The sequence below is a fragment of the Methanothermobacter sp. genome (assembly GCA_030055615.1).
Taxonomy (GTDB): Archaea; Methanobacteriota; Methanobacteria; order Methanobacteriales; family DSM-23052; genus Methanothermobacter_A.
In genome coordinates this window covers 185,525-203,215 of the sequence record JASFYN010000001.1, presented here as the reverse complement: position 1 = coordinate 203,215, position 17,691 = coordinate 185,525, and the positions used below count along the sequence as shown (strand labels likewise).

The window sequence follows — 17,691 nt, the reverse complement described above, 5'->3', positions numbered from 1 at the left end:
AACCCCATTAATACTCATCAACTACTATAGTTGTCTCCTCACCAGTCAATCTTTTTATTATCTTATTAAGAACATCAAGGCTGGCGGGTATCCTCCTAGCATCCTCTTTGATAACCCTTATCTTGAACTTTTCTTTACCATCCTTACCATAAACAATATTTATACCAGAAATCCTTGCAGGCGCAAGAACATCCTCAGCAACTGACTTAAGATCAGAATCCTCACCAACAACCCTTACACGTTTACCTATAGCCCTTGAAATGGTTCTCACAATCTTACCACCCTTACCTATAAGTTTGCCTACCTGATCCCTATCGGTGATGATAATAACAACATCACCCATATCTATCGCCCTTTTGAACCCCAATTTACCCTCAGCTAACCTGTAGAGAACCTTTGAAATTTCCAATTCTAATTCCGTCACCTCACCACTTTTAAGTTTATCCTCACAACCCTGACATAAAATTCCACTTTTTAAACAAACATCACATATCGGTAATCCCATTATTAACTCCTCCTATCATTATATGATAAAGTGGTAAACATTATTAGGCCACAATAAGGAACAAATTAGCACTTTACCAGCAAGTGCAAAAATAAAAAATCCCCTTTGACTACCTTGAACATATTCCTATTGTGACCCTTAATCATAGATTTTAATTATTATAATATAAATTTATAGCCTCTAAAACTTTAATAATCATATTCTAACAGAAATTATTATCATGAGATTACATAATAAGCTCCATCCTATATTAGGGTAGTATGATGGAGTGGCTCCCACTTTTACAAGTCCAGGGTGAATATAAATGGATCAGCCCATAGGAAGGCAAGCAAACTGTAAATTTTGTGGCAGAACTGCCGCCCAAATCTTAAACCATATTTGTGGAAATTGTTTGAAAAAGGAACCTGAAAAGATAATCCAAGACCTTATGAAAAAAGCTCATAGTGAAAGTCGTATTATACCACCAAGTTTACCCCCACAGGACCCCGAAGGCGTCATTTGCCATGAATGCGCCAACCTCTGCAAGATAAAAAGAGGAGAATATGGTTTCTGCCGCTTGCGTAAAGTGGAAAACGACAGAATACATCCCAAGATAAATACAAGTCAAAAAGCTGTCGGTATTTTTTATTTCGACCCTTTACCCACGAATTGCGTGGCTGATTGGGTCTGCCCGGGGGGTATAGGGGCCGGCTATCCAAGATATGCCTATTCACCCGGACCAGAATATGGTTACAATAATCTCGCCATATTTTTTTGGAAGTTGTTCATTCGATTGTTTATACTGTCAAAACAGTTCATATCGTGAAATGGCCTTTAGACTAAAACCTTTATTTACAATTGAAGAGATAACCAGAAGCCTAGATGATAAAAGCGCTTGTATATGTTTTTTTGGGGGTGATCCGTCACCGCAGATGTCATTGGCACTATCAGTGGCTAAAAAAGCTCTGAAGGAAAAAAAGGGCGAGATTTTGAGGATTTGTTGGGAGACTAATGGTAATATTCACCCAAAATATTTAGATGAAATGGCAATGACAAGCTTATCATCCGGTGGTATAATAAAGTTTGAGCTTAAGGCATGGGATGAAAAACTTCACAGAATATTGACAGGTGTAAGTAATAAACAAACCTTTAAAAATTTTAAATACATTTACAAAGGCTATTTTGAAAAAAGGATTGAACCACCATTACTTGTTGCAAGCACCCTTCTAATACCGGGTTATGTGGGTAAAAATGAAGTAGAAAAGATAGCCAATTTTCTAGTGAAACTTAACCCACAGATACCCTATACTCTCCTCGCATTTTCCCCTCAACACATGATGAAGGATCTTCCACTATTGACTTGGGAAGAAGCAAATGAATGTTTAGAAGTGGCCCGGGGAATCGGATTAAAGAGGGTGCGATTGGGGAACACCCACCTACTCAGATGAGGCTGTCTTTATCCTATGAAATTGAAACTGTTGATTATAATATCAAAATTTGCCCTTTCCTTATCGAATTCACTGATTAGGGCGCTGCAAAGTATCACGTACACTTCATTCCCCCTTTGTATCCATATCGCCCTTTGTTTCTTTTTCAAACCACCTTCTGTTACAATATAAGTGTTTTCAAGCGCTTGATAAGATCCTATTGTTATGTTACCCTCAGAAACTCTCTGATAACTTGAATTATTAAATAATGTTGCATAATTTTTATTATACATTTGATAAAAGTCACCTTCTAATCCCCTCTTCTGTATTACCACAACAGTCTGCGCATAGCCTGTTTGTGGATTTACAGATTTAGGATCTGCTACAGCCACTATAGTATCATTTGCCTGCGAATTTGCTATAACCCAATCTGCAGGATACTCAAATGTTATATTATCCCCTTTGAATATTTTATTCTTTACATCTGATTGGGAAGTGCAACCCGCAACACTTACCATGGCCATGATAATAAATAGAATAACTAGACTCTTTTTCATGATATAGCTCCCCCATATGATTTTATCTTGAAGTATTTGTTGACGGCTCTGATGGTGTGGTTGGCGTAATTGGCTCTGATGGTGTGGTTGGTGTTGTCGGCTCATGATATCTTGTAATATTATAATAGGTGGTAGGCACATAATTATCAGTTGTGTTATTGGTATTGTTAATTGTAAATGTTGGAAAGGCGCTTTCATTAACAAGAACTGTACCTGTCTGATCCTGGCTTAAATTTAACAAGTAGAGTCCAAAACCACCACCTATAAAGAATGCTAGTGCCAATAATATGATCCCCACCACTTTGAAAACAGCTTGTGGCTTTTCTGTTTTTTTAATATCTGGCTTTTTAACATATTTCTTCACGAGCTCCTCTTTTTCACGGAGTTCTTCTTCCTCTTTAGCCTTTTCGATCCAATGGTCCAGAGGTTTTTCAGAAGTGGAACGGCCTTGCATCCTTTTTATCCTCTCAGCAACTTCTATAGCCTCCAGTTCCCTCTGATATTCTCTCTTCAGCATCTTATATTTGCTCTCGGATATTCTGCCCTCTTGCCAATCCTTCTCCAAATCCTTTAGACGACGGAGGAGTTCTTTTCCCCTTTTGTTCATCTCTATCTCCCTTATATTTATTCATTTGGTGATAAGCAATTCTCTCTTCCCGTATTTAATTTATTTATCTTTTCATGTACCACTCATCCATTGGATATGAACCTAGGATCTTCATGAATGGTGTCCTATCTCTAATCTCCTCTAATATTATACTTATATTCTTTTCTTTTCTATGTCCCTCAAAATCTAGGAAGAATATGTACCTTCCAAGGCCCATTTTTGAAGGTCTAGATTCTATCTTGGTCAAATTTACATTTGCATCTGCAAATAATCCTAAAATCTCATATAAGCCCCCTGGCTTATCCTCTGCAAGTGTAAATAATATTGAGGTCTTATCAGAGCCTGTGAACTCATGGTCATGTAAGGCTATAACAATGAATCGTGTCATATTAGGAGTATAATCTTGAATAGCCTCAGCCACAATCTCCAGGTCATATAATCTGGCTGCTCTTAAAGTGCCTATGGCGCAAGATCTCCTCTTACCTTTTATAATTTTCGCCGCAGCAGCAGTACTAGATGTTGAATGTGCCCTAAGACCCATCTTTTCTATGAACTTGTGGCATTGGGCGAGGGATTGGGGGTGTGAATAAACATCTGTAAGTTCCTCTAATCTGACACCTTTATTAGCGAGCAGATAATGATCAACTTTTAATACTATCTCCCTTTCTATGCAAAGATCGTACTCATGGGCTAGAAGATCCAATGTAGCGCCTACAGGACCTTCAATTGAATTTTCGATAGGTACAACACCCTTATCAACCTTCCCATTTTTCACAGCATCCAAAACATCTATAATGGAATCAAACGGTATTAATTTCTTTGATAATCTATGGGCCGCCTCTTCCGTAAAAGTCCCTTCTGGTCCAAGATATGCTATAACATCCAAAATGAACACCCCACGCTAATATAAGCCACCTTCTAGGAAATTTTTTGTCCTATCAGTAGTTGCCTGGTGGAAGCGTCTTATAACGGCTTCACCATCTTTATATTTTATGATGGTTGCTGATACGCCTAATGCATGCAAATGTTTTATGAATTCCTTGGCCTCCTTTCTACTTGACACATTAATGGTGGTGTCTTCGTGTGCTACTCCACCTTCAGCTATTTTTTTTATCGTCTTTACCATAGGATAGATTATAGCTTCGCCTAGTCTGTGGGCTCTTTCACGCAATTCATCGTCGGATTCTTTCATTTCATATGCTTGGAATCCTTCTCTTATCACCCTACTGAAGAAGAACGCTCTACCGAAATCGAATGGATAATTGAAGGCATATTTTATTTCATTTGCATGTGCCTGGGATGCTGTATATTTTATGGGTGGTAATTCCATCTGTGGATCCTTTATTACAACCCCTTCTCTCCCTTCCTCTCCTAGTTTTTTAACGATCCTTTTTATTTTTTCAGCAGCTTTTTCCACTGGGAAAGTGCCCAGTAAACGGACCATTGGAAGATCATAATCTTTAAGTAATTTTCTCTTCTCTTTAATTGGTAATGGCCTATTCGTGGTCTTTTCCCTCACATCGAATATTCTGAATCCTAATTCCCCTATTTCTGGATAATAGTGTGAAACGTATGGGTTGGCTGTGCCTAACATTTCCCCGCAGATTACAAGGTTTGGGTTGTCCTTGAAGAACCTTTCTAGGTCCATGAATTCTTGTACTTTTCGTGTTGTGAAGGGACAAAGGTATCCGCCCCTTGTAAGGGCCACTATCTTCGAGTCGACTGATGCTATTCTTACATTGTAGCCGTTCATTTTTTCCTCGACTGCTACCTTGTCTTTGAAGTGTTTTTCTATGGTTGGGGATAAAATTAGGGTTCTTCGGATCTTAGGGAAGCCCCTTATAATCTCTAGTTTATCATCTGTGATATAGACTACCGTACCGGATTCTATGTGCATGAGATCTTTTTTGAATAGTAGAGCCGGTTTTATTGATTTGTAGAATTTAATTCCACGTCTTCTAATGGCCCTTTCTAGTCTTTCATGGCTTATTCCTAGGGCTTTTGCTATCTTCTTTTCTAGGAAGTTTTCGGCGTATAATCTCCCTGTGAAAGCACACTTTTCGCAAGTGAAAAAGAAATTTTTGAGGGAGTTGTTCCTTCTCCAGTCCACTTCAAGGTTTGATCCGCATTTGGGACATTTTATGGTGGGTAAAATTATTAGTTAACCCCCCTCCATTTCAACTATAAGATCCAATATGTCGCTTTTAGTTATTATGCCCACTAGTGTGCCATCATCATCTAATACTGGGAAACCCCCGTATCCTGTTTCTATCATCTTTGATGCTGTCTTTGATATGTTATCCGTTGTTTTCACTGTTTTAACGTTTTGTGTCATGAGATCTTCTACGAGTAGGTTTCTTATCCTTGCACTTTTGTATTTGTCAGGGACTACTTTTCTGAAGGCTATCATTGAACGTGCTATATCCTTTGATGTGATTATCCCTACCAGTTCTCCGTCTTCTATGACTGGTAGTCTTCCTATATTCGCGTCTATCATTAATCTCCTGGCGTGTATCATCCTCTCTGTTGGTTCTATGGTTATGAGCTCTGAACTCATCACATCTTCCACTAGCCGTTTTTCATAGGGTTTGCCTTTACATATTTCAAGTATGTCTGTTTTGGTGAGTATACCGACTAATTTATCATCTTCTATGACCGGTAAGCTTCCTATATGATTTTCTAGCATTATATCGGCTGCAGTACCCACGTCCATGTTAACATCCGCTGTTATAATATTTGTGCTCATGACGGTTGATACATGGAAATGTGATGGAGCCAGGTTCCCATATCTTGAGGATCCAAGTTTTTCGGCTATATCCTTCTCAGTTATTATCCCAACAACCTCTTTTATATGCTCATTGTTGGTGTTTATGACCACAAGGCGTGAAATATTATTCTTCTTCATTATCCTTAAAGCATCACAGATGTTTTGATCCTTATCAATACAGTGGATGTTCCGATTCATGAGATATTTTATTTTCATATGATACCCCCGTGATTTATTGTATGCCCCTTATTATGTCTGTTTTTGTTATTATGCCCTTGAGCTGGTTCTTTTCGTCTACTATTGGGATTCCACTAATTTTCTCCTTTAACATTATTTTAGCGGCTTTGGCAGCGTCAGCATTCTCATCTAATTTTATAAGATCCTCTGTCATGATATCTCCAGCCGTTAACATTGAAATTAATCTGACCTTCTTTTTCTCTTTTGATGCTCTCCCTATGAAATAAATCTTCTCTAGGGGCACTCCAGTCTCAGGATCTTCAAGTTGGGCGAATGATATGTTCTCTGATGTTATGATACCCACTGGTTCTCCATCTTTAATTACAATAATCCTCCCTATCCTATTTTCTTCCATTAAACTTGTTACATGGGCTATCGTATGGTTTTCTGTGACTGTGATAACATTTTTCGTCATAAGATCAGAAACTTTCCATCTACCCTTACATTTTTCATTATAAACTCTGAGAAGGTCTGTTTTTGTTATTATACCAACAAGTTTCCCATCCTCTACTACAGGCAAAGAGCTTATGTTATTTCTTAGCATGATATCTACAGCCTCTCTTATGTCCGCAGTAGCAGGTACACTTATAAGGTCTTTACTCATCACTCTTTTTATGGATATTTTATCTATTGGCCTTCTTCGCCATGTTGGCCCGGCCACCCTCAGTTTGCGGGTTATATCCTTTTCTGTCACTATTCCGACCGGTTTTCTTTCGCTGTCTACCACGACTATGTGGCTTATCCCATGTTTTAGCATTAGGTTTCTGGCATAGGAAACCTGTTGAGTATCTGGCATTACTTTTACTGTTGTGGTCATCACATCTTCGACTTTCATATTTTCTCACCTGTTTAGTAAAAATAGTTTAAAGGGCTATGGCCTTTAATAGGTCGCTTTCGGTTATTATACCTAAAAGTTCATCGTAGTCAACTACTGGCACTCCCCCGATACCGTTTTTGGCCATTATCTCGTATAATTGTCCTAGTGTGCTTGTTGAGTTTATCGTGACTACTTTTTTCTCCATTATTTCACTTACTGGGGTATTAAGGGCTTCTTCTGCACTATTTGTTTTTATTGTCTCGAATACTCTGTTGGATCCTAAAAATTCTAATATGTCGGTAGATGTTACAATCCCTACAAGTTTCTCTTTTTCTGGGTGGGGTGTTTTTCTCTCTTCTCCAACTATTGGTAATCTTCTGAATTTGTTTCTTACCATTATTTTAGAGGCTCCCTCTATTGGGGTGCCTGGGGTTGTTGTTATGAGATTTTCTGTCATGTGGTCTGCTACTATTTCATCATTTAGGACTCCTGCCATTAGAAATACGAAGTCTCTTTCTGAGACTATCCCTACCAGTTTTTTTTCATGGTTGACAACTGGTAAGGCTCCAATATTATATTTGAGCATCTTTTCAACAGCGTCTGTTATGGAATCTTTTAAGGTGATATATTTAACGTTACGTGTCATTATTTTCCTTACAGGTTCGTTTATGGCTGCGAGGAAGTTATCATCATATTTTTCTTCGAGTATTTTGGATTTGTCTCCTCCCCCTAAAAAGTCTAGGATGTCCATTGATGTTATTATCCCTAAGAGTTTCCTTGTGCCCGGGTCCGTTATTGGAAGCCTTCTGAACTTGTTTTTAACCATTATTTCAGCGGCTTCTTTAATATTTATGGTAGGTGGTATTGAGACCACTTCTTTTTGGGCGATACTCATAACATCGCCTTCATGTTCAAAGTTTCTGCTTTCAAATTCCACTGGACCGCGGTCCAAGGATTTTACTATGTTTATGGTGTCTTTTTTCCTCATTAACACACCTCACAATTTTATTAATAATTGCAAAAATTTTATTAAAAATTGTTTGGGTGGGTAGAAACCCCCTAAAATCCAAGGGTAACATCACCACACCTTTAAGAATAAATATAAGCCTTCAATATATCCTCTCTTGAAACTATACCGACAAGTTTTCCCTCTTTAGCCCTTTGAGGGTCGTTTTTAACATATATTGGGTCTTCGACTACTGGGAGTCTCCCCACGTCCCTTGTCACCATTATCGTGGCCGCTTCATCAATGGGCATGTCCCTTGTAGCCACTATAGGTGGGGTTTGCATTATCTTCTCCACTGGCATGGCCCTAACATCCCCTGATTCTTTCACTATACGGGCATGACCATACCTTATAAGATCCTTCCTCGTTATTATACCAATCAGCTTGCCCTCTTTCATTACAGGCAGTCCTGAATAGCCTGATTCATCCATCTTATTCCAAACCTTGGAGAGCGGGTCCTTTGTATCACATACTACGACCTTTTCTGTTAAAACTTCACCCACCTTTTCCTTTTTTGGTGGGATCTTCCTTTCAATAAAACCTGCCAAGATATCATAGACGCTTAATATCCCTATTAGTTTCATATTATCAGTGGATTCCACTACAGGGGCCTGTATCTCCTTGGCCTTTATTAGGAGGTCAGCTGCCTTGTATACATCCATTTCTGGGAGGAGTATGACATCTGGTTTTTCCATTATTCCCCTTGCTTCAATGTTGGATTTGGTGGCTGAAATATGGAGTACATCACCCCTTGTGATCAATCCTTCAAGTTGCTCCCCATTTACGACAGGAACGCACCTAAAATCCTCATCGCGGAGTATGGATCTTACACGTGTAATCGCCATGTGAACTGGGACCGTCACTGGATTGGGGGTCATTAAATCTTCCACTTTCAAATCATTCACCCTCTAATTCCTCCTTACACTCCTCACACACATATTTACCATCATATTCTTCCAAATATTCAGCAAAAGTTCCACAGATTTCACAGATGCCTGGTAAGGGTCTTTCTTCTTCAGTATATGCTGTTGTATTCTCTTCAAAACGTGCGCTTTCAACTAATATCTCGGTGAGTTCAGGTGAAACAGCCATCACATCTGTGGATGTTAATATACCTACTAATGAGCCGTCCTTTACCACTGGTAGTCTTCTTATATTGTTTCTGGCCATTAACCTGGCGGCCTCATTTAATTCCCTTTCAGGTTCTATGGTGATAAGGTCTCTGGTCATGACTTCCCCTATGGTAACCTTGCTTGCCTTCAAATCCTTGGAGACAACTTTTCGGATTATATCACTTTCTGTTATTAACCCTTCTGGTTCTGCATTACTCTTCACGATTAGGCTCCCTACCTTTTCCTTTGTCATTATATACGCTGCTTCTGCGACACTGATACTTGGATCTACAGTTACTACATTTGTTGTCATGGCATCATGGACCGTCATCTTTGTTTCCACATCCATCACCTAAACCTCCTATTTTAGATCTAAAATTTTGTGAACCTGGGGTATTAACCGTACCTTAAAGTGTCTTCCAATTTCCTCTGAAATCCTTAACAGTCGAGGAGCGCTCCCAATCCAGTAATCCAATGGACTGCTTGGTTGGATCACTATGGGGGTCTTGGAGGGTTCTGAAATCTCCTCTTGGAGTTTCTGGGCTACTTGTCCCATATAGGGTGGGGGCATAGTTGGAAGGACCACCACCTTGAGATATGTATTTACACCTCTTTTTATTAATATGTTTATGGACCTGATTTCTTTTTCTATAATTTCCTCACTATCAACATGTTCTGGTAATTTTATATCAACAGATGCATAATCGATAAGATGGGCTATTTTTTTGATTTCACCTGGTAAAGATCCGTTAGTTTCTAACAGGAACCTATAATTAGTTTCATGCAATAGATTTTTTATAAAATCGGCGTAAAGTAAAGGTTCCCCACCTGTTAAACTGATTGAATGAAGATCAGGAGTCTCAAGTTCTTTTATCTTAAATTTAAGATCTTTTATATTGGTCAATTCTCCCCTTTTGGGGTCTCTGCTCTCGGGAGTGTCGCAGTATCTGCAGTTGAGGTTACAACCTGCAAATCTTATGAATATTTGCCTGCACCCAACCAAGAGCCCCTCCCCTTGTATGCTGGAAAAGACCTCCATTATAGGGGCTCTCATATTCTATCCACTCCCGGGTAGGTGAAAATAGCGCCTTGTCCTATACCCTCATTCACACAAACTTTGACATTTCTTATCATCTTATTATACTTTTTCAGCTCTTCATAGAGCCTCTTAGCGAAATATTCTGCAAGTCCCTCTGCAGAAGTGGATTCTATAGGTAATAGGCAGCAATCCTCCCTTGGTATTTTATATTCTTTACCTGCAACTTGAAATTCTACCTTCTCATCACTTACTTGGATGTCCATTACCGGACTTTTCAATGGCACTAACAGACGGTGATCCAATCTTTTACAGATTCTACGCATTATACCCTTAACATCTTTGAAGTCAACTATGAAACCATGTTTTCCTGTTGGCTTGCCTTCCACTTCCACATCAACTATATAGGAGTGTCCATGGATGACGCCACATGTTTCATGCTCGGGTATCATATGTGCTGCTGAAAATCTCAAATTAGCATGTATACCCTCTATGATTATCTTCAACGCATATCACCCTGTTCTTGTCTTTGCAATATCCTCTTCTATTAATTTGATCTCTTGGATGTACTTCTTGGCCACATTTTTCACGATTTTTATTATGTCATCTTCTCCCAAGTCCTTGTAATCTAGTATTCCAACTGTTTCAACATCCGCGGGGGTTCCTTTGCTTGTTATGTTCATTCCAAGGTGTATTTTCATGCTTGAGACTGCTGCCGTGGCCACTGACACAGTAAGTTTCCCAGTGCCTATGTAGAGGTCGTCACCTTCCCTCTTTGTGGGTATGTCATGTTCCCATAATTCTTCTTGAAGTATCATTACAAGCATCCTTTGACGATGATAACATAATCTTAGATTCGCTGGTTGTTCATCAAAATGTTCTACTATGAAATGGGCCATCTTCTCGGCCTTTATTTCAAGGTTTTTGTCCTCGTAGTCTATGATGTCTTTTATGTTCATGGGCCCGATCCATGTTATTATACTTGGGCCTTTGATATTGAGTTCATTAAGGGCCCAGTTGGGTCTTATCTGGGTGCCATCATATAATATTCCATCCTTGAGGTGTTCATGTATCATCAAGGCCCTCCTATATCTAATTCCATGAAGCCAGTTTCTTCATCCTTTAATCTTCTTAAAATCCCATTGTATGGCAAAATTGCGATTTCTACTGTTGTGTGGACCATGCATCCTCCCTTTAGGTGTCCTCCTATTATTTTCCCGTTTTTGTTGGCTATTGCCATGTGTACATGTATGCCATCTGCCGTGATTGTACCTTGCATGGATATTATCTCAAAGGGGCCTTCAATTTTCACTATTTTTTCATCTGCTAACCTTAAAGTGGCTCTTTTAAGACTCCCTATACCTGATACTATTATGCCACTACCCTTTATCTTTAAAAGTTCTTCTTTCAAGTCTTGGGAGGGTTTTATTCTCTTGACTATCATGATAAAGACTCAATTTTTTTGGTAAATTATTTATTAGTTTTCACATTTATTTTATCCTATGATGTCAAGGCCAAGAGATTTTGTATATACTGTGGATGATCTTTTCTTCGCAACTACATCCTACTTGCACCCTGAGGATCGTATAATCGCATTTTTAAGATACATACCTGATCCAGAGGGTGAAAGGTCAAGGGATGGTGGAAGATATTCTAAGGTGGACTCAGAGGGGGCCTACCAGTTCCTTAAAGAGAACTATCCAACCTATTTATATGAAGCTGAAAATCTTGGAAAGGTCATTTTAGCAGTTCCTGAAGAGCTTATAGAAGAGATTTTAACACCAACAGGACGATTAAGGGAGATCCTAGAAGAAGGTCCTTCTGATGAGCTGCTTGAGAAGGTTCTGATAATAGCTGACGCCTTCCATGAGGAAGCATCAATATCATATAATGATATGGGGGTTTCTGGTTCTATTCTACCATCACTGCATGATCCTGAAAGTTCGGATATTGACTTCGTTATTTATGGCCTTGAGAATCATAGGAAGGCGCTTGAGACATTCGCACAACTTAAAGATCAAGGACCATTTGAGAGTTTAAGTGAAGATTATTGGTTGAAGGTTTATAAAAAGCGTATAAAGGATGATAGTTTGAGTTTTGAAGAGTTTTGTTGGTATGAGGAGCGTAAAAATAATAGGGGTCTTGTTAACGGCACATTGTTTGATATACTTGCGACTCGCAGCTGGGATGAAATAGAAGGCTCATGGGCCGACACAGTATATGAGCCCATTGGTAGGATAAAAATAGAGGCTAGGGTTTATGATGCCATGGCAGCATTTGACAACCCTGCCATTTATAAAGTAGAGGATGTTCGCATCATAGAAGGTCCAAATGTGGATATAGATGAGGTTGTGTCTTTCACCCATACATATGCTGGCCAAGCGAAGGAAGGTGAAAGAATAATAGCTAAGGGTGAATTGGAAAAATATACCGGTGCAAGGGAAGGTTACAGGGTGGTCGTGGGGACAACAAGAGAAGCCCTCAATGAATATATAAAAGTAAAATATCCCATCTTCTAGTTTTAAGGGTTTAATCGATAAGTTTAATAGTATCCTAATTTAGTAATATTATATTGGTGTTTTTTATGAATATGAGGGTTTCTTTCATATCAGAATATCTTTTCTGTCCTTTCAAATTATATCTAGAAGAAGTTGATGAAAATAGTATACGAAAGATTAAACTGATTAGGGGGGCTTATAACGATTTTAGGGATCTGATAGGGGAAACATTACCACTAATCCGCAAGGAAATGGGATTTGATGAGATAAGAGATATTCTAAAAAGGGAAGTTGAAAAATTAGCACCTTCAAGTGAAATCAAAAAGATCCTTGAAACGGAGGCTGAAGTGGAATCAATAAAAATTAAAAGGTTCATGGACGTAACTGGAAAAGATGGATGGGAGATCAGAAAATTCATAGCAAATCCAAGTCTAAACAATTATAGGATCTATGATGATAGTCTAGAACTTTCTGGGAATGTTCACCGAATTGAAATCATCAAAGGAAAATATTATCCAATTAAAATTAAAGCAGGACTGCCACCCTATAAAGGTGTTTGGGATTCAGACGCCCTAGAAGTAGCCGCATATGCACTATTAATAGAAAAAGAGTTTAAGAGCGAAGTCTTCTTGGGATTCGTAGATTACATCCCAGTAGGTGAAAGAAGACCGGTTATCATAGACCAGACCCTTAGAGGAGACCTTCTTACCATCATAGAAGAAATAAAAGGGATTTTAAAAGGAAAATATACACCATCAATAAATCCAAACCCTCGAAAATGTGAAAAGTGCAACTACAATGATATCTGCCCAGAAAAACTATAAATTTTTATAAGACAAGGATTACAATATTATATGGTGGTTTAAAGATGAAAGAAGAACTTCTAAAAAAATGTGAAAATATAGACGACCCAGATATCCTAAACACATGTAAGGTTCTACTAGAGCTCATGGAAAAAAAGAAAGTAAAAATAGAGGAAAAAGAGGAAAGTTACCTTGAAATGGCTGAAAAGATAAAACCATCAGACGTCCCCAGAGTATTAGAACTCGCCTTGCGAATAAGGGAAAGCAAAGACATAAAAGATCCCGAAGTAAAAAACACTGCAAGTAAACTTATAAGAGCCATAGAAATGAGCTAAAACCTTTTACCTCGCACCTTCTTTATGTCAAATATGGCAGTGTCAGCCACAGCCATAACAGCCATGACACCTGCCTGTATAGGATCAGTAACTACAAGATCCGCCTTTTCGGTAACACTACCAGGCATGTTAAGACTTATCACAATAATATTCTGTTCCCTTTTTATTTTTTCTACCGCCTTGCTTATTTCACCACCCATAAGAGAACCCGCAAGGACCAACGCACCAACCCTTGGAAGCCGTCCAACAGCCCTAACAGCCTCTGCAAGTTCTTTCTCTCCAACAAGGGGTATAGTATCGACGCTTATCCTCTCACCCCGAATATTATGCCTGTCAGCCTCACTTATAGCCCCCATAGCAACCTGTGAAACCTGCGCCCCACCCCCAATGATTATTATACGCTTTCCATAAATATCCTCAAGCGGCCTGTGAACATTAACATCCAAAACACTTTCAAAAGACTTCAAATCACTGATAAGCCCATCTATATCCTCAACATCCTCTAGTTCCATGTATATTGAGCCTACCCCACCCTCCTCCACATAAAGATAAGCATAGCTTATATTTATACCCTTCCGGGCTATCATCTCAGTTATCTCACTGAGAACACCCGGCCTTTCAACAGTCTTTATACTAATAGCGGTTACAACCATAATACCCCTAATCTAACTTGGATTTCTCCCTCTTCCAGAGGCTGAGATAATTATCCTCATATCCTACAGGGGTTATTCTAAGTCCAAGTTTCTTGTGCTCTTCAATCCAATCCTCATCAAACACTGGAACCTCTATTTTTATAGGCTCATCAGTTGGGTTCACAACTATAAGATTCCTGTATGGGAAATCCCATTCTACTATATATCCTCCAAGGCTTATAATATGGTGAGGTCTTATAACCATCTTCATCTATTCAACCCCTTACATTTTATATGAATGCTGCCAAGAGGGCTACAACTCCAAGTATCGTCGCCCCGAATGTCACAGGATAAAATTGTTTAAACGTGAAGATTGGGGCGAAAGCGCTGAAAGAAGCCATTAACATGGGGAACAATACCGCCACGAGGATACTAACAAGTATGCCCCAACTGAATATACTCGGCGGCACACCCAGAAACAATACTGAGAATAACATGGCAAGTGTGAACATGAGAAAACCCCTCATTATATAAACTAATGCACGCCACTTAGCAGCATACTCCATATACGGACCCTCGATTACATCAGCCTTTGCCTTTAAAATGACAAATGGATACTCATTAAGGAGTATCATATACCCTATAAAGAATACTATGGCCCCTATTACACCAGCTACTGAAAAAAGTATTGGACCATGAACCTGCTGATAAGCCACTATATCCCCCAAGAATATGCTCCTGGAGATGACCACCGGGATGAATAGTGCTATATATAATGGGAATGACCCGAATGCTATTAATCTGAACGCTCTCATAGCACTTATATCCTCTAAGAAGCTTCTCTGCACATTAGGATGCTTAGCACCCTTAGCAAGATCTGGGAATGGCATCCTAAGGGACATGACAGACTTTGAAAGGGACCCCATGAAAACATATATAACTTCCTCTATCTTCAAGAAACCCACAATTGCAACTATACTTGCAAGAGCCCCTAGATGATAAGTTTCAGGGACCGAGAAGAGGAAAATAAGAAACACAGATAATAATCCGATAAGTGGTAATGAATTATATAATCTTGGCAATGGTGAATATGGTCTTATGGTCTCTTTAAAAAAGAATTTTAATGGGGCCATTATACCTGGACTAGAAATTGGCGGGCCTATTCTCTGCTGGATCCGCGCATGTATAAGTTTCCTTTCAAGGCCGGGAAGCCATAGGCTAACTATGAATCCGATGATGATGGTCCCAATGACAGTTATTAGAGAATATTCCATTATTATCACCCTATTTTGATTATTTCTATTGCACGATCTGTACAAGTGAAGCAAGGATCGCATTGCACTATCCCAAGTTGAGCGTCTGTTATATGATGGCCTATAAGTGCATATTGCATGGCACCTATATTAGCCATTGAAGGTGTTCTTATAACAACATTCCTGACCCTACCATCTTCGATGGCATAAGAATGATATAATGTGCCCCTTGGAGCTTCAACATAACTTTTTGTTATCTCGGTGTCTTGCATTTCCCAACTTCTATCCACGATAGCCCCCTCTGGGAGGTTATCCAAGGCCTGCCTTATTATTTTAACAGATTCAAAGATTTCGAAGACCCTGACGAGGAGATTGGATTTCACGTCTCCATCATCTTGTGTGATGATATCAAATTCAAAGGGGTCGTAACATTCCATCTCCCTCCGCATGTCAAATTCCACCCCCGTAGCCCTCAAGGTTGGCCCTGTTACCGCCAGTCTAAGAGCATCTTTTCTGCTGAGCGGACATACCCCTGTTATGCGTGACATTATCATGGGATCTGAGGTGAAACGATCTGCAAACTCTTTCACTTTTTCTTCTATGTAATTTATGCCTTCTCTTATTTTCTGGATTTTCATCTCATCTAATTCTGCCCTTGGTCTTATCCCACCTATGATGGGGACGCCATATTGGACTCTGTTGCCCCCTATCATCCTCAAAAGTTCCATCACGGTCTCTCTTATATAGAATAATCTCATTGAGAATGTTTCATGTCCTAGGACCTCGTTACCATGGGCCAAGTATAGGAGGTGACTATGTATCCTTTCAAGTTCGCCCACTATTATCCTTATATAACTGGCTCTTTCGGGTATTTCTATCTCTAATCCTTTTTCAGCGACTAGGACTGAATTCCATAAATGTACACCAGAACATATGCCACATATTTTTTCTGTGAGGCTGTTGGCTTTCTCTACCGGGAGTCCTTCCATTATACGCTCCACTCCCCTATGATTGACGCCTACTGTTATCTCAGCATCCTTCACTATCTCATCTTCCACGAAGAGTCTGACACGGTATGGTTCTATAGCTGCTGAATGGACTGTCCCCATTGTGATCTCAGTTTCTATAATATTTCTATCCAAATTTTGTCACCCCTCACGATTATTTAGCTTCTAAAAGTTTTGGTAATACAGATATGGCGCCGGCTAACACGTCTTCTGGTCTCACTGCGCATCCTGGGACTTTGGCATCTACTGGTATTACTTCCTCAACTGGTCCGGCGATCTCTTCTGATGGTATGTCACCGTGGATGTTCTTATAAACTCCCCCCATGAGAGCACAGGCACCCGCTGCTATGACAAGTTTTGGCTCGGGTATTGCCTTGTAAATTTCTTCTAATGGCTTTTTGTTTTGTTTGGTCACTGGTCCTGTTACTATGAGTACGTCTGCTTCCCTGGGATTCCATGTTAGGAATATTTTATATTGTTCAGCGTCATATTTTGGGGAGAAAACCGCGTTCACGATTTCTATGTCGCAGCCATTGCATCCCCCTGTATATACTAGCATTGCATGTATAGCTCTGGCCCTTGCAAATGATTTGATCCCCATTAAACTCCCCCTTCACTTTTTTGAAGTCTTTTCACGTTCTAGAATGCTTTTGTCTGATAGGAATTGTGTTATGAATTTCAGTTTTTCATCGGGTATTTTGACGGGTTTTTCGATGGCTTCTTTAACATCAAATTCCACAATGCCAACATCATTTGGGTGTATTGTCCCAGGCTCTCCGAATAGAGCATATAATGGGCAGAAATCATGACAATAATAACAGTAGACGCACTTTTCAGAATCTAGGACTGGTATTTGCCTCTTTATGAGGTCTTCAGCTATCTCGATCGGTTCTTCAAGATCCTTCATCTGGATGGCTCCTGTGGGGCAGGCATTTGAGCATCCTCCGCAGCCAATACATGGGGTTTCAGCTACTTTGGGTGTTGGTTCAACTTTTCCTGTGAGTATTTTCTTTCTAAGTTCCATGTCTGTAACCCTATCAGCGGCGAAAAATATCCTTTTGATGTTGGTGTAGGCGCCTTCCAATAGTATCCTTAACAAATTTTTCATAGTAT

25 protein-coding genes are annotated in these 17,691 nt (G+C 39.5%); 5 read left to right on the top strand and 20 right to left on the bottom strand.

Features of this window, described 5'->3' with window-relative positions:
• Window positions 1-7: 7 nt before the first annotated feature.
• On the bottom strand, window positions 8-505 hold the full coding sequence (locus QFX38_01200; GenBank protein MDI9623489.1) for a KH domain-containing protein: 498 nt from the start codon (window positions 503-505) through the stop codon (window positions 8-10).
• Window positions 506-809: 304 nt separating this feature from the next.
• Here QFX38_01200 and QFX38_01195 point away from each other — a divergent pair, with 304 nt between their 5' ends.
• Both QFX38_01195 and QFX38_01190 read left to right on the top strand, forming a co-directional pair.
• Window positions 810-1,310, top strand: a complete 501-nt coding sequence (locus tag QFX38_01195) for a hypothetical protein (protein MDI9623488.1) — start codon at window positions 810-812, stop codon at window positions 1,308-1,310.
• Between the two features lies 1 nt (window position 1,311).
• Window positions 1,312-1,932, top strand: a complete 621-nt coding sequence (locus tag QFX38_01190) for a radical SAM protein (GenBank protein MDI9623487.1) — start codon at window positions 1,312-1,314, stop codon at window positions 1,930-1,932.
• A gap of 8 nt (window positions 1,933-1,940) precedes the next feature.
• Here the strand turns inward: QFX38_01190 and QFX38_01185 are convergent, their stop codons facing one another.
• From QFX38_01185 to QFX38_01125, 13 genes are all read right to left on the bottom strand, one after another.
• On the bottom strand, window positions 1,941-2,468 hold the full coding sequence (locus tag QFX38_01185) for a PsbP-related protein (protein MDI9623486.1): 528 nt from the start codon (window positions 2,466-2,468) through the stop codon (window positions 1,941-1,943).
• 22 nt (window positions 2,469-2,490) lie between these two features.
• Window positions 2,491-3,075: a hypothetical protein gene (locus QFX38_01180; GenBank protein MDI9623485.1), complete on the bottom strand. Its 585-nt coding sequence runs from the start codon at window positions 3,073-3,075 to the stop codon at window positions 2,491-2,493.
• Between the two features lie 64 nt (window positions 3,076-3,139).
• Window positions 3,140-3,964: a prephenate dehydratase gene (gene pheA, locus QFX38_01175; GenBank protein ID MDI9623484.1), complete on the bottom strand. Its 825-nt coding sequence runs from the start codon at window positions 3,962-3,964 to the stop codon at window positions 3,140-3,142.
• A 12-nt stretch (window positions 3,965-3,976) separates the two neighbouring features.
• Entirely contained in the window at window positions 3,977-5,185 is a 1,209-nt protein-coding gene (locus tag QFX38_01170; protein MDI9623483.1) for an RNA ligase, read from the bottom strand.
• Between the two features lie 51 nt (window positions 5,186-5,236).
• On the bottom strand, window positions 5,237-6,058 hold the full coding sequence (locus QFX38_01165) for a CBS domain-containing protein (protein MDI9623482.1): 822 nt from the start codon (window positions 6,056-6,058) through the stop codon (window positions 5,237-5,239).
• A 16-nt stretch (window positions 6,059-6,074) separates the two neighbouring features.
• Window positions 6,075-6,914, bottom strand: coding sequence for a CBS domain-containing protein (locus QFX38_01160; GenBank protein ID MDI9623481.1), 840 nt, complete (start codon window positions 6,912-6,914; stop codon window positions 6,075-6,077).
• A 28-nt stretch (window positions 6,915-6,942) separates the two neighbouring features.
• On the bottom strand, window positions 6,943-7,884 hold the full coding sequence (locus QFX38_01155; GenBank protein ID MDI9623480.1) for a CBS domain-containing protein: 942 nt from the start codon (window positions 7,882-7,884) through the stop codon (window positions 6,943-6,945).
• A 101-nt stretch (window positions 7,885-7,985) separates the two neighbouring features.
• The gene (locus QFX38_01150) at window positions 7,986-8,807 is read right to left on the bottom strand and encodes a CBS domain-containing protein (protein ID MDI9623479.1); all 822 of its coding nucleotides are present in this window, start codon (window positions 8,805-8,807) and stop codon (window positions 7,986-7,988) included.
• Complete coding sequence (locus QFX38_01145) at window positions 8,800-9,363, bottom strand: CBS domain-containing protein (GenBank protein ID MDI9623478.1); 564 nt, start codon at window positions 9,361-9,363, stop codon at window positions 8,800-8,802. The genes QFX38_01150 and QFX38_01145 overlap by 8 nt, the downstream gene beginning before the upstream one ends.
• Before the next feature lie 12 nt (window positions 9,364-9,375).
• Window positions 9,376-10,068 carry a 7-carboxy-7-deazaguanine synthase QueE gene (locus QFX38_01140; GenBank protein MDI9623477.1) on the bottom strand — a complete coding sequence of 231 codons (693 nt, stop codon included), beginning with the start codon at window positions 10,066-10,068 and terminating at the stop codon, window positions 9,376-9,378.
• A complete protein-coding gene (locus QFX38_01135) occupies window positions 10,065-10,556 on the bottom strand; it encodes a 6-carboxytetrahydropterin synthase (protein ID MDI9623476.1) in 492 nt (163 codons plus the stop codon). Before QFX38_01135 ends, QFX38_01140 begins: the two co-directional genes overlap by 4 nt.
• A 6-nt stretch (window positions 10,557-10,562) precedes the next feature.
• On the bottom strand, window positions 10,563-11,126 hold the full coding sequence (locus QFX38_01130; protein MDI9623475.1) for a DUF366 family protein: 564 nt from the start codon (window positions 11,124-11,126) through the stop codon (window positions 10,563-10,565).
• A complete protein-coding gene (locus tag QFX38_01125) occupies window positions 11,126-11,494 on the bottom strand; it encodes a DNA-binding protein (protein MDI9623474.1) in 369 nt (122 codons plus the stop codon). The genes QFX38_01130 and QFX38_01125 overlap by 1 nt, the downstream gene beginning before the upstream one ends.
• 58 nt (window positions 11,495-11,552) lie before the next feature.
• Between QFX38_01125 and QFX38_01120 the strand changes: the two genes are divergently transcribed.
• The 3 genes from QFX38_01120 (at window position 11,553) to QFX38_01110 (ending at window position 13,686) form a co-directional block, all read left to right on the top strand.
• Window positions 11,553-12,569, top strand: coding sequence for a DNA polymerase subunit beta (locus QFX38_01120; GenBank protein MDI9623473.1), 1,017 nt, complete (start codon window positions 11,553-11,555; stop codon window positions 12,567-12,569).
• 65 nt (window positions 12,570-12,634) lie between these two features.
• A complete protein-coding gene (cas4, locus tag QFX38_01115; GenBank protein MDI9623472.1) occupies window positions 12,635-13,372 on the top strand; it encodes a CRISPR-associated protein Cas4 in 738 nt (245 codons plus the stop codon).
• A 44-nt stretch (window positions 13,373-13,416) separates the two neighbouring features.
• On the top strand, window positions 13,417-13,686 hold the full coding sequence (locus QFX38_01110; GenBank protein MDI9623471.1) for a hypothetical protein: 270 nt from the start codon (window positions 13,417-13,419) through the stop codon (window positions 13,684-13,686).
• On the opposite strand, the gene QFX38_01105 is transcribed toward QFX38_01110, so the two are convergent.
• From QFX38_01105 to QFX38_01080, 6 genes are read right to left on the bottom strand one after another with little or no spacing between them, the layout of a single operon-like run.
• A complete protein-coding gene (locus QFX38_01105; protein ID MDI9623470.1) occupies window positions 13,683-14,339 on the bottom strand; it encodes a DUF5612 domain-containing protein in 657 nt (218 codons plus the stop codon). The two genes, QFX38_01110 and QFX38_01105, sit on opposite strands and share 4 nt — an antisense overlap.
• A 7-nt stretch (window positions 14,340-14,346) precedes the next feature.
• Window positions 14,347-14,589, bottom strand: coding sequence for an energy-converting hydrogenase B subunit P (locus QFX38_01100; GenBank protein MDI9623469.1), 243 nt, complete (start codon window positions 14,587-14,589; stop codon window positions 14,347-14,349).
• A gap of 19 nt (window positions 14,590-14,608) precedes the next feature.
• A complete protein-coding gene (locus QFX38_01095) occupies window positions 14,609-15,592 on the bottom strand; it encodes an NADH-quinone oxidoreductase subunit H (GenBank protein ID MDI9623468.1) in 984 nt (327 codons plus the stop codon).
• A gap of 5 nt (window positions 15,593-15,597) precedes the next feature.
• Window positions 15,598-16,680, bottom strand: coding sequence for a nickel-dependent hydrogenase large subunit (locus tag QFX38_01090; GenBank protein ID MDI9623467.1), 1,083 nt, complete (start codon window positions 16,678-16,680; stop codon window positions 15,598-15,600).
• A gap of 52 nt (window positions 16,681-16,732) precedes the next feature.
• Entirely contained in the window at window positions 16,733-17,179 is a 447-nt protein-coding gene (locus QFX38_01085) for an NADH-quinone oxidoreductase subunit B family protein (GenBank protein ID MDI9623466.1), read from the bottom strand.
• Between the two features lie 12 nt (window positions 17,180-17,191).
• Window positions 17,192-17,686, bottom strand: a complete 495-nt coding sequence (locus QFX38_01080) for a 4Fe-4S binding protein (protein ID MDI9623465.1) — start codon at window positions 17,684-17,686, stop codon at window positions 17,192-17,194.
• Between the last annotated feature and the right edge of the window lie 5 nt (window positions 17,687-17,691).

Coding starts and splice junctions, on each gene's coding strand:
- QFX38_01200 (MDI9623489.1), bottom strand. CDS start 505: ATGGGATTACCGATATGTGATGTTTGTTTAAAAAGTGGAATTTTATGT.
- QFX38_01195 (MDI9623488.1), top strand. CDS start 810: ATGGATCAGCCCATAGGAAGGCAAGCAAACTGTAAATTTTGTGGCAGA.
- QFX38_01190 (MDI9623487.1), top strand. CDS start 1,312: ATGGCCTTTAGACTAAAACCTTTATTTACAATTGAAGAGATAACCAGA.
- QFX38_01185 (MDI9623486.1), bottom strand. CDS start 2,468: ATGAAAAAGAGTCTAGTTATTCTATTTATTATCATGGCCATGGTAAGT.
- QFX38_01180 (MDI9623485.1), bottom strand. CDS start 3,075: ATGAACAAAAGGGGAAAAGAACTCCTCCGTCGTCTAAAGGATTTGGAG.
- QFX38_01165 (MDI9623482.1), bottom strand. CDS start 6,058: ATGAAAATAAAATATCTCATGAATCGGAACATCCACTGTATTGATAAG.
- QFX38_01160 (MDI9623481.1), bottom strand. CDS start 6,914: ATGAAAGTCGAAGATGTGATGACCACAACAGTAAAAGTAATGCCAGAT.
- QFX38_01155 (MDI9623480.1), bottom strand. CDS start 7,884: ATGAGGAAAAAAGACACCATAAACATAGTAAAATCCTTGGACCGCGGT.
- QFX38_01145 (MDI9623478.1), bottom strand. CDS start 9,363: ATGGATGTGGAAACAAAGATGACGGTCCATGATGCCATGACAACAAAT.
- QFX38_01140 (MDI9623477.1), bottom strand. CDS start 10,068: ATGAGAGCCCCTATAATGGAGGTCTTTTCCAGCATACAAGGGGAGGGG.
- QFX38_01130 (MDI9623475.1), bottom strand. CDS start 11,126: ATGATACATGAACACCTCAAGGATGGAATATTATATGATGGCACCCAG.
- QFX38_01125 (MDI9623474.1), bottom strand. CDS start 11,494: ATGATAGTCAAGAGAATAAAACCCTCCCAAGACTTGAAAGAAGAACTT.
- QFX38_01120 (MDI9623473.1), top strand. CDS start 11,553: ATGATGTCAAGGCCAAGAGATTTTGTATATACTGTGGATGATCTTTTC.
- cas4 (MDI9623472.1), top strand. CDS start 12,635: ATGAATATGAGGGTTTCTTTCATATCAGAATATCTTTTCTGTCCTTTC.
- QFX38_01110 (MDI9623471.1), top strand. CDS start 13,417: ATGAAAGAAGAACTTCTAAAAAAATGTGAAAATATAGACGACCCAGAT.
- QFX38_01105 (MDI9623470.1), bottom strand. CDS start 14,339: ATGGTTGTAACCGCTATTAGTATAAAGACTGTTGAAAGGCCGGGTGTT.
- QFX38_01100 (MDI9623469.1), bottom strand. CDS start 14,589: ATGAAGATGGTTATAAGACCTCACCATATTATAAGCCTTGGAGGATAT.
- QFX38_01095 (MDI9623468.1), bottom strand. CDS start 15,592: ATGGAATATTCTCTAATAACTGTCATTGGGACCATCATCATCGGATTC.
- QFX38_01090 (MDI9623467.1), bottom strand. CDS start 16,680: ATGGGGACAGTCCATTCAGCAGCTATAGAACCATACCGTGTCAGACTC.
- QFX38_01085 (MDI9623466.1), bottom strand. CDS start 17,179: ATGGGGATCAAATCATTTGCAAGGGCCAGAGCTATACATGCAATGCTA.
- QFX38_01080 (MDI9623465.1), bottom strand. CDS start 17,686: ATGAAAAATTTGTTAAGGATACTATTGGAAGGCGCCTACACCAACATC.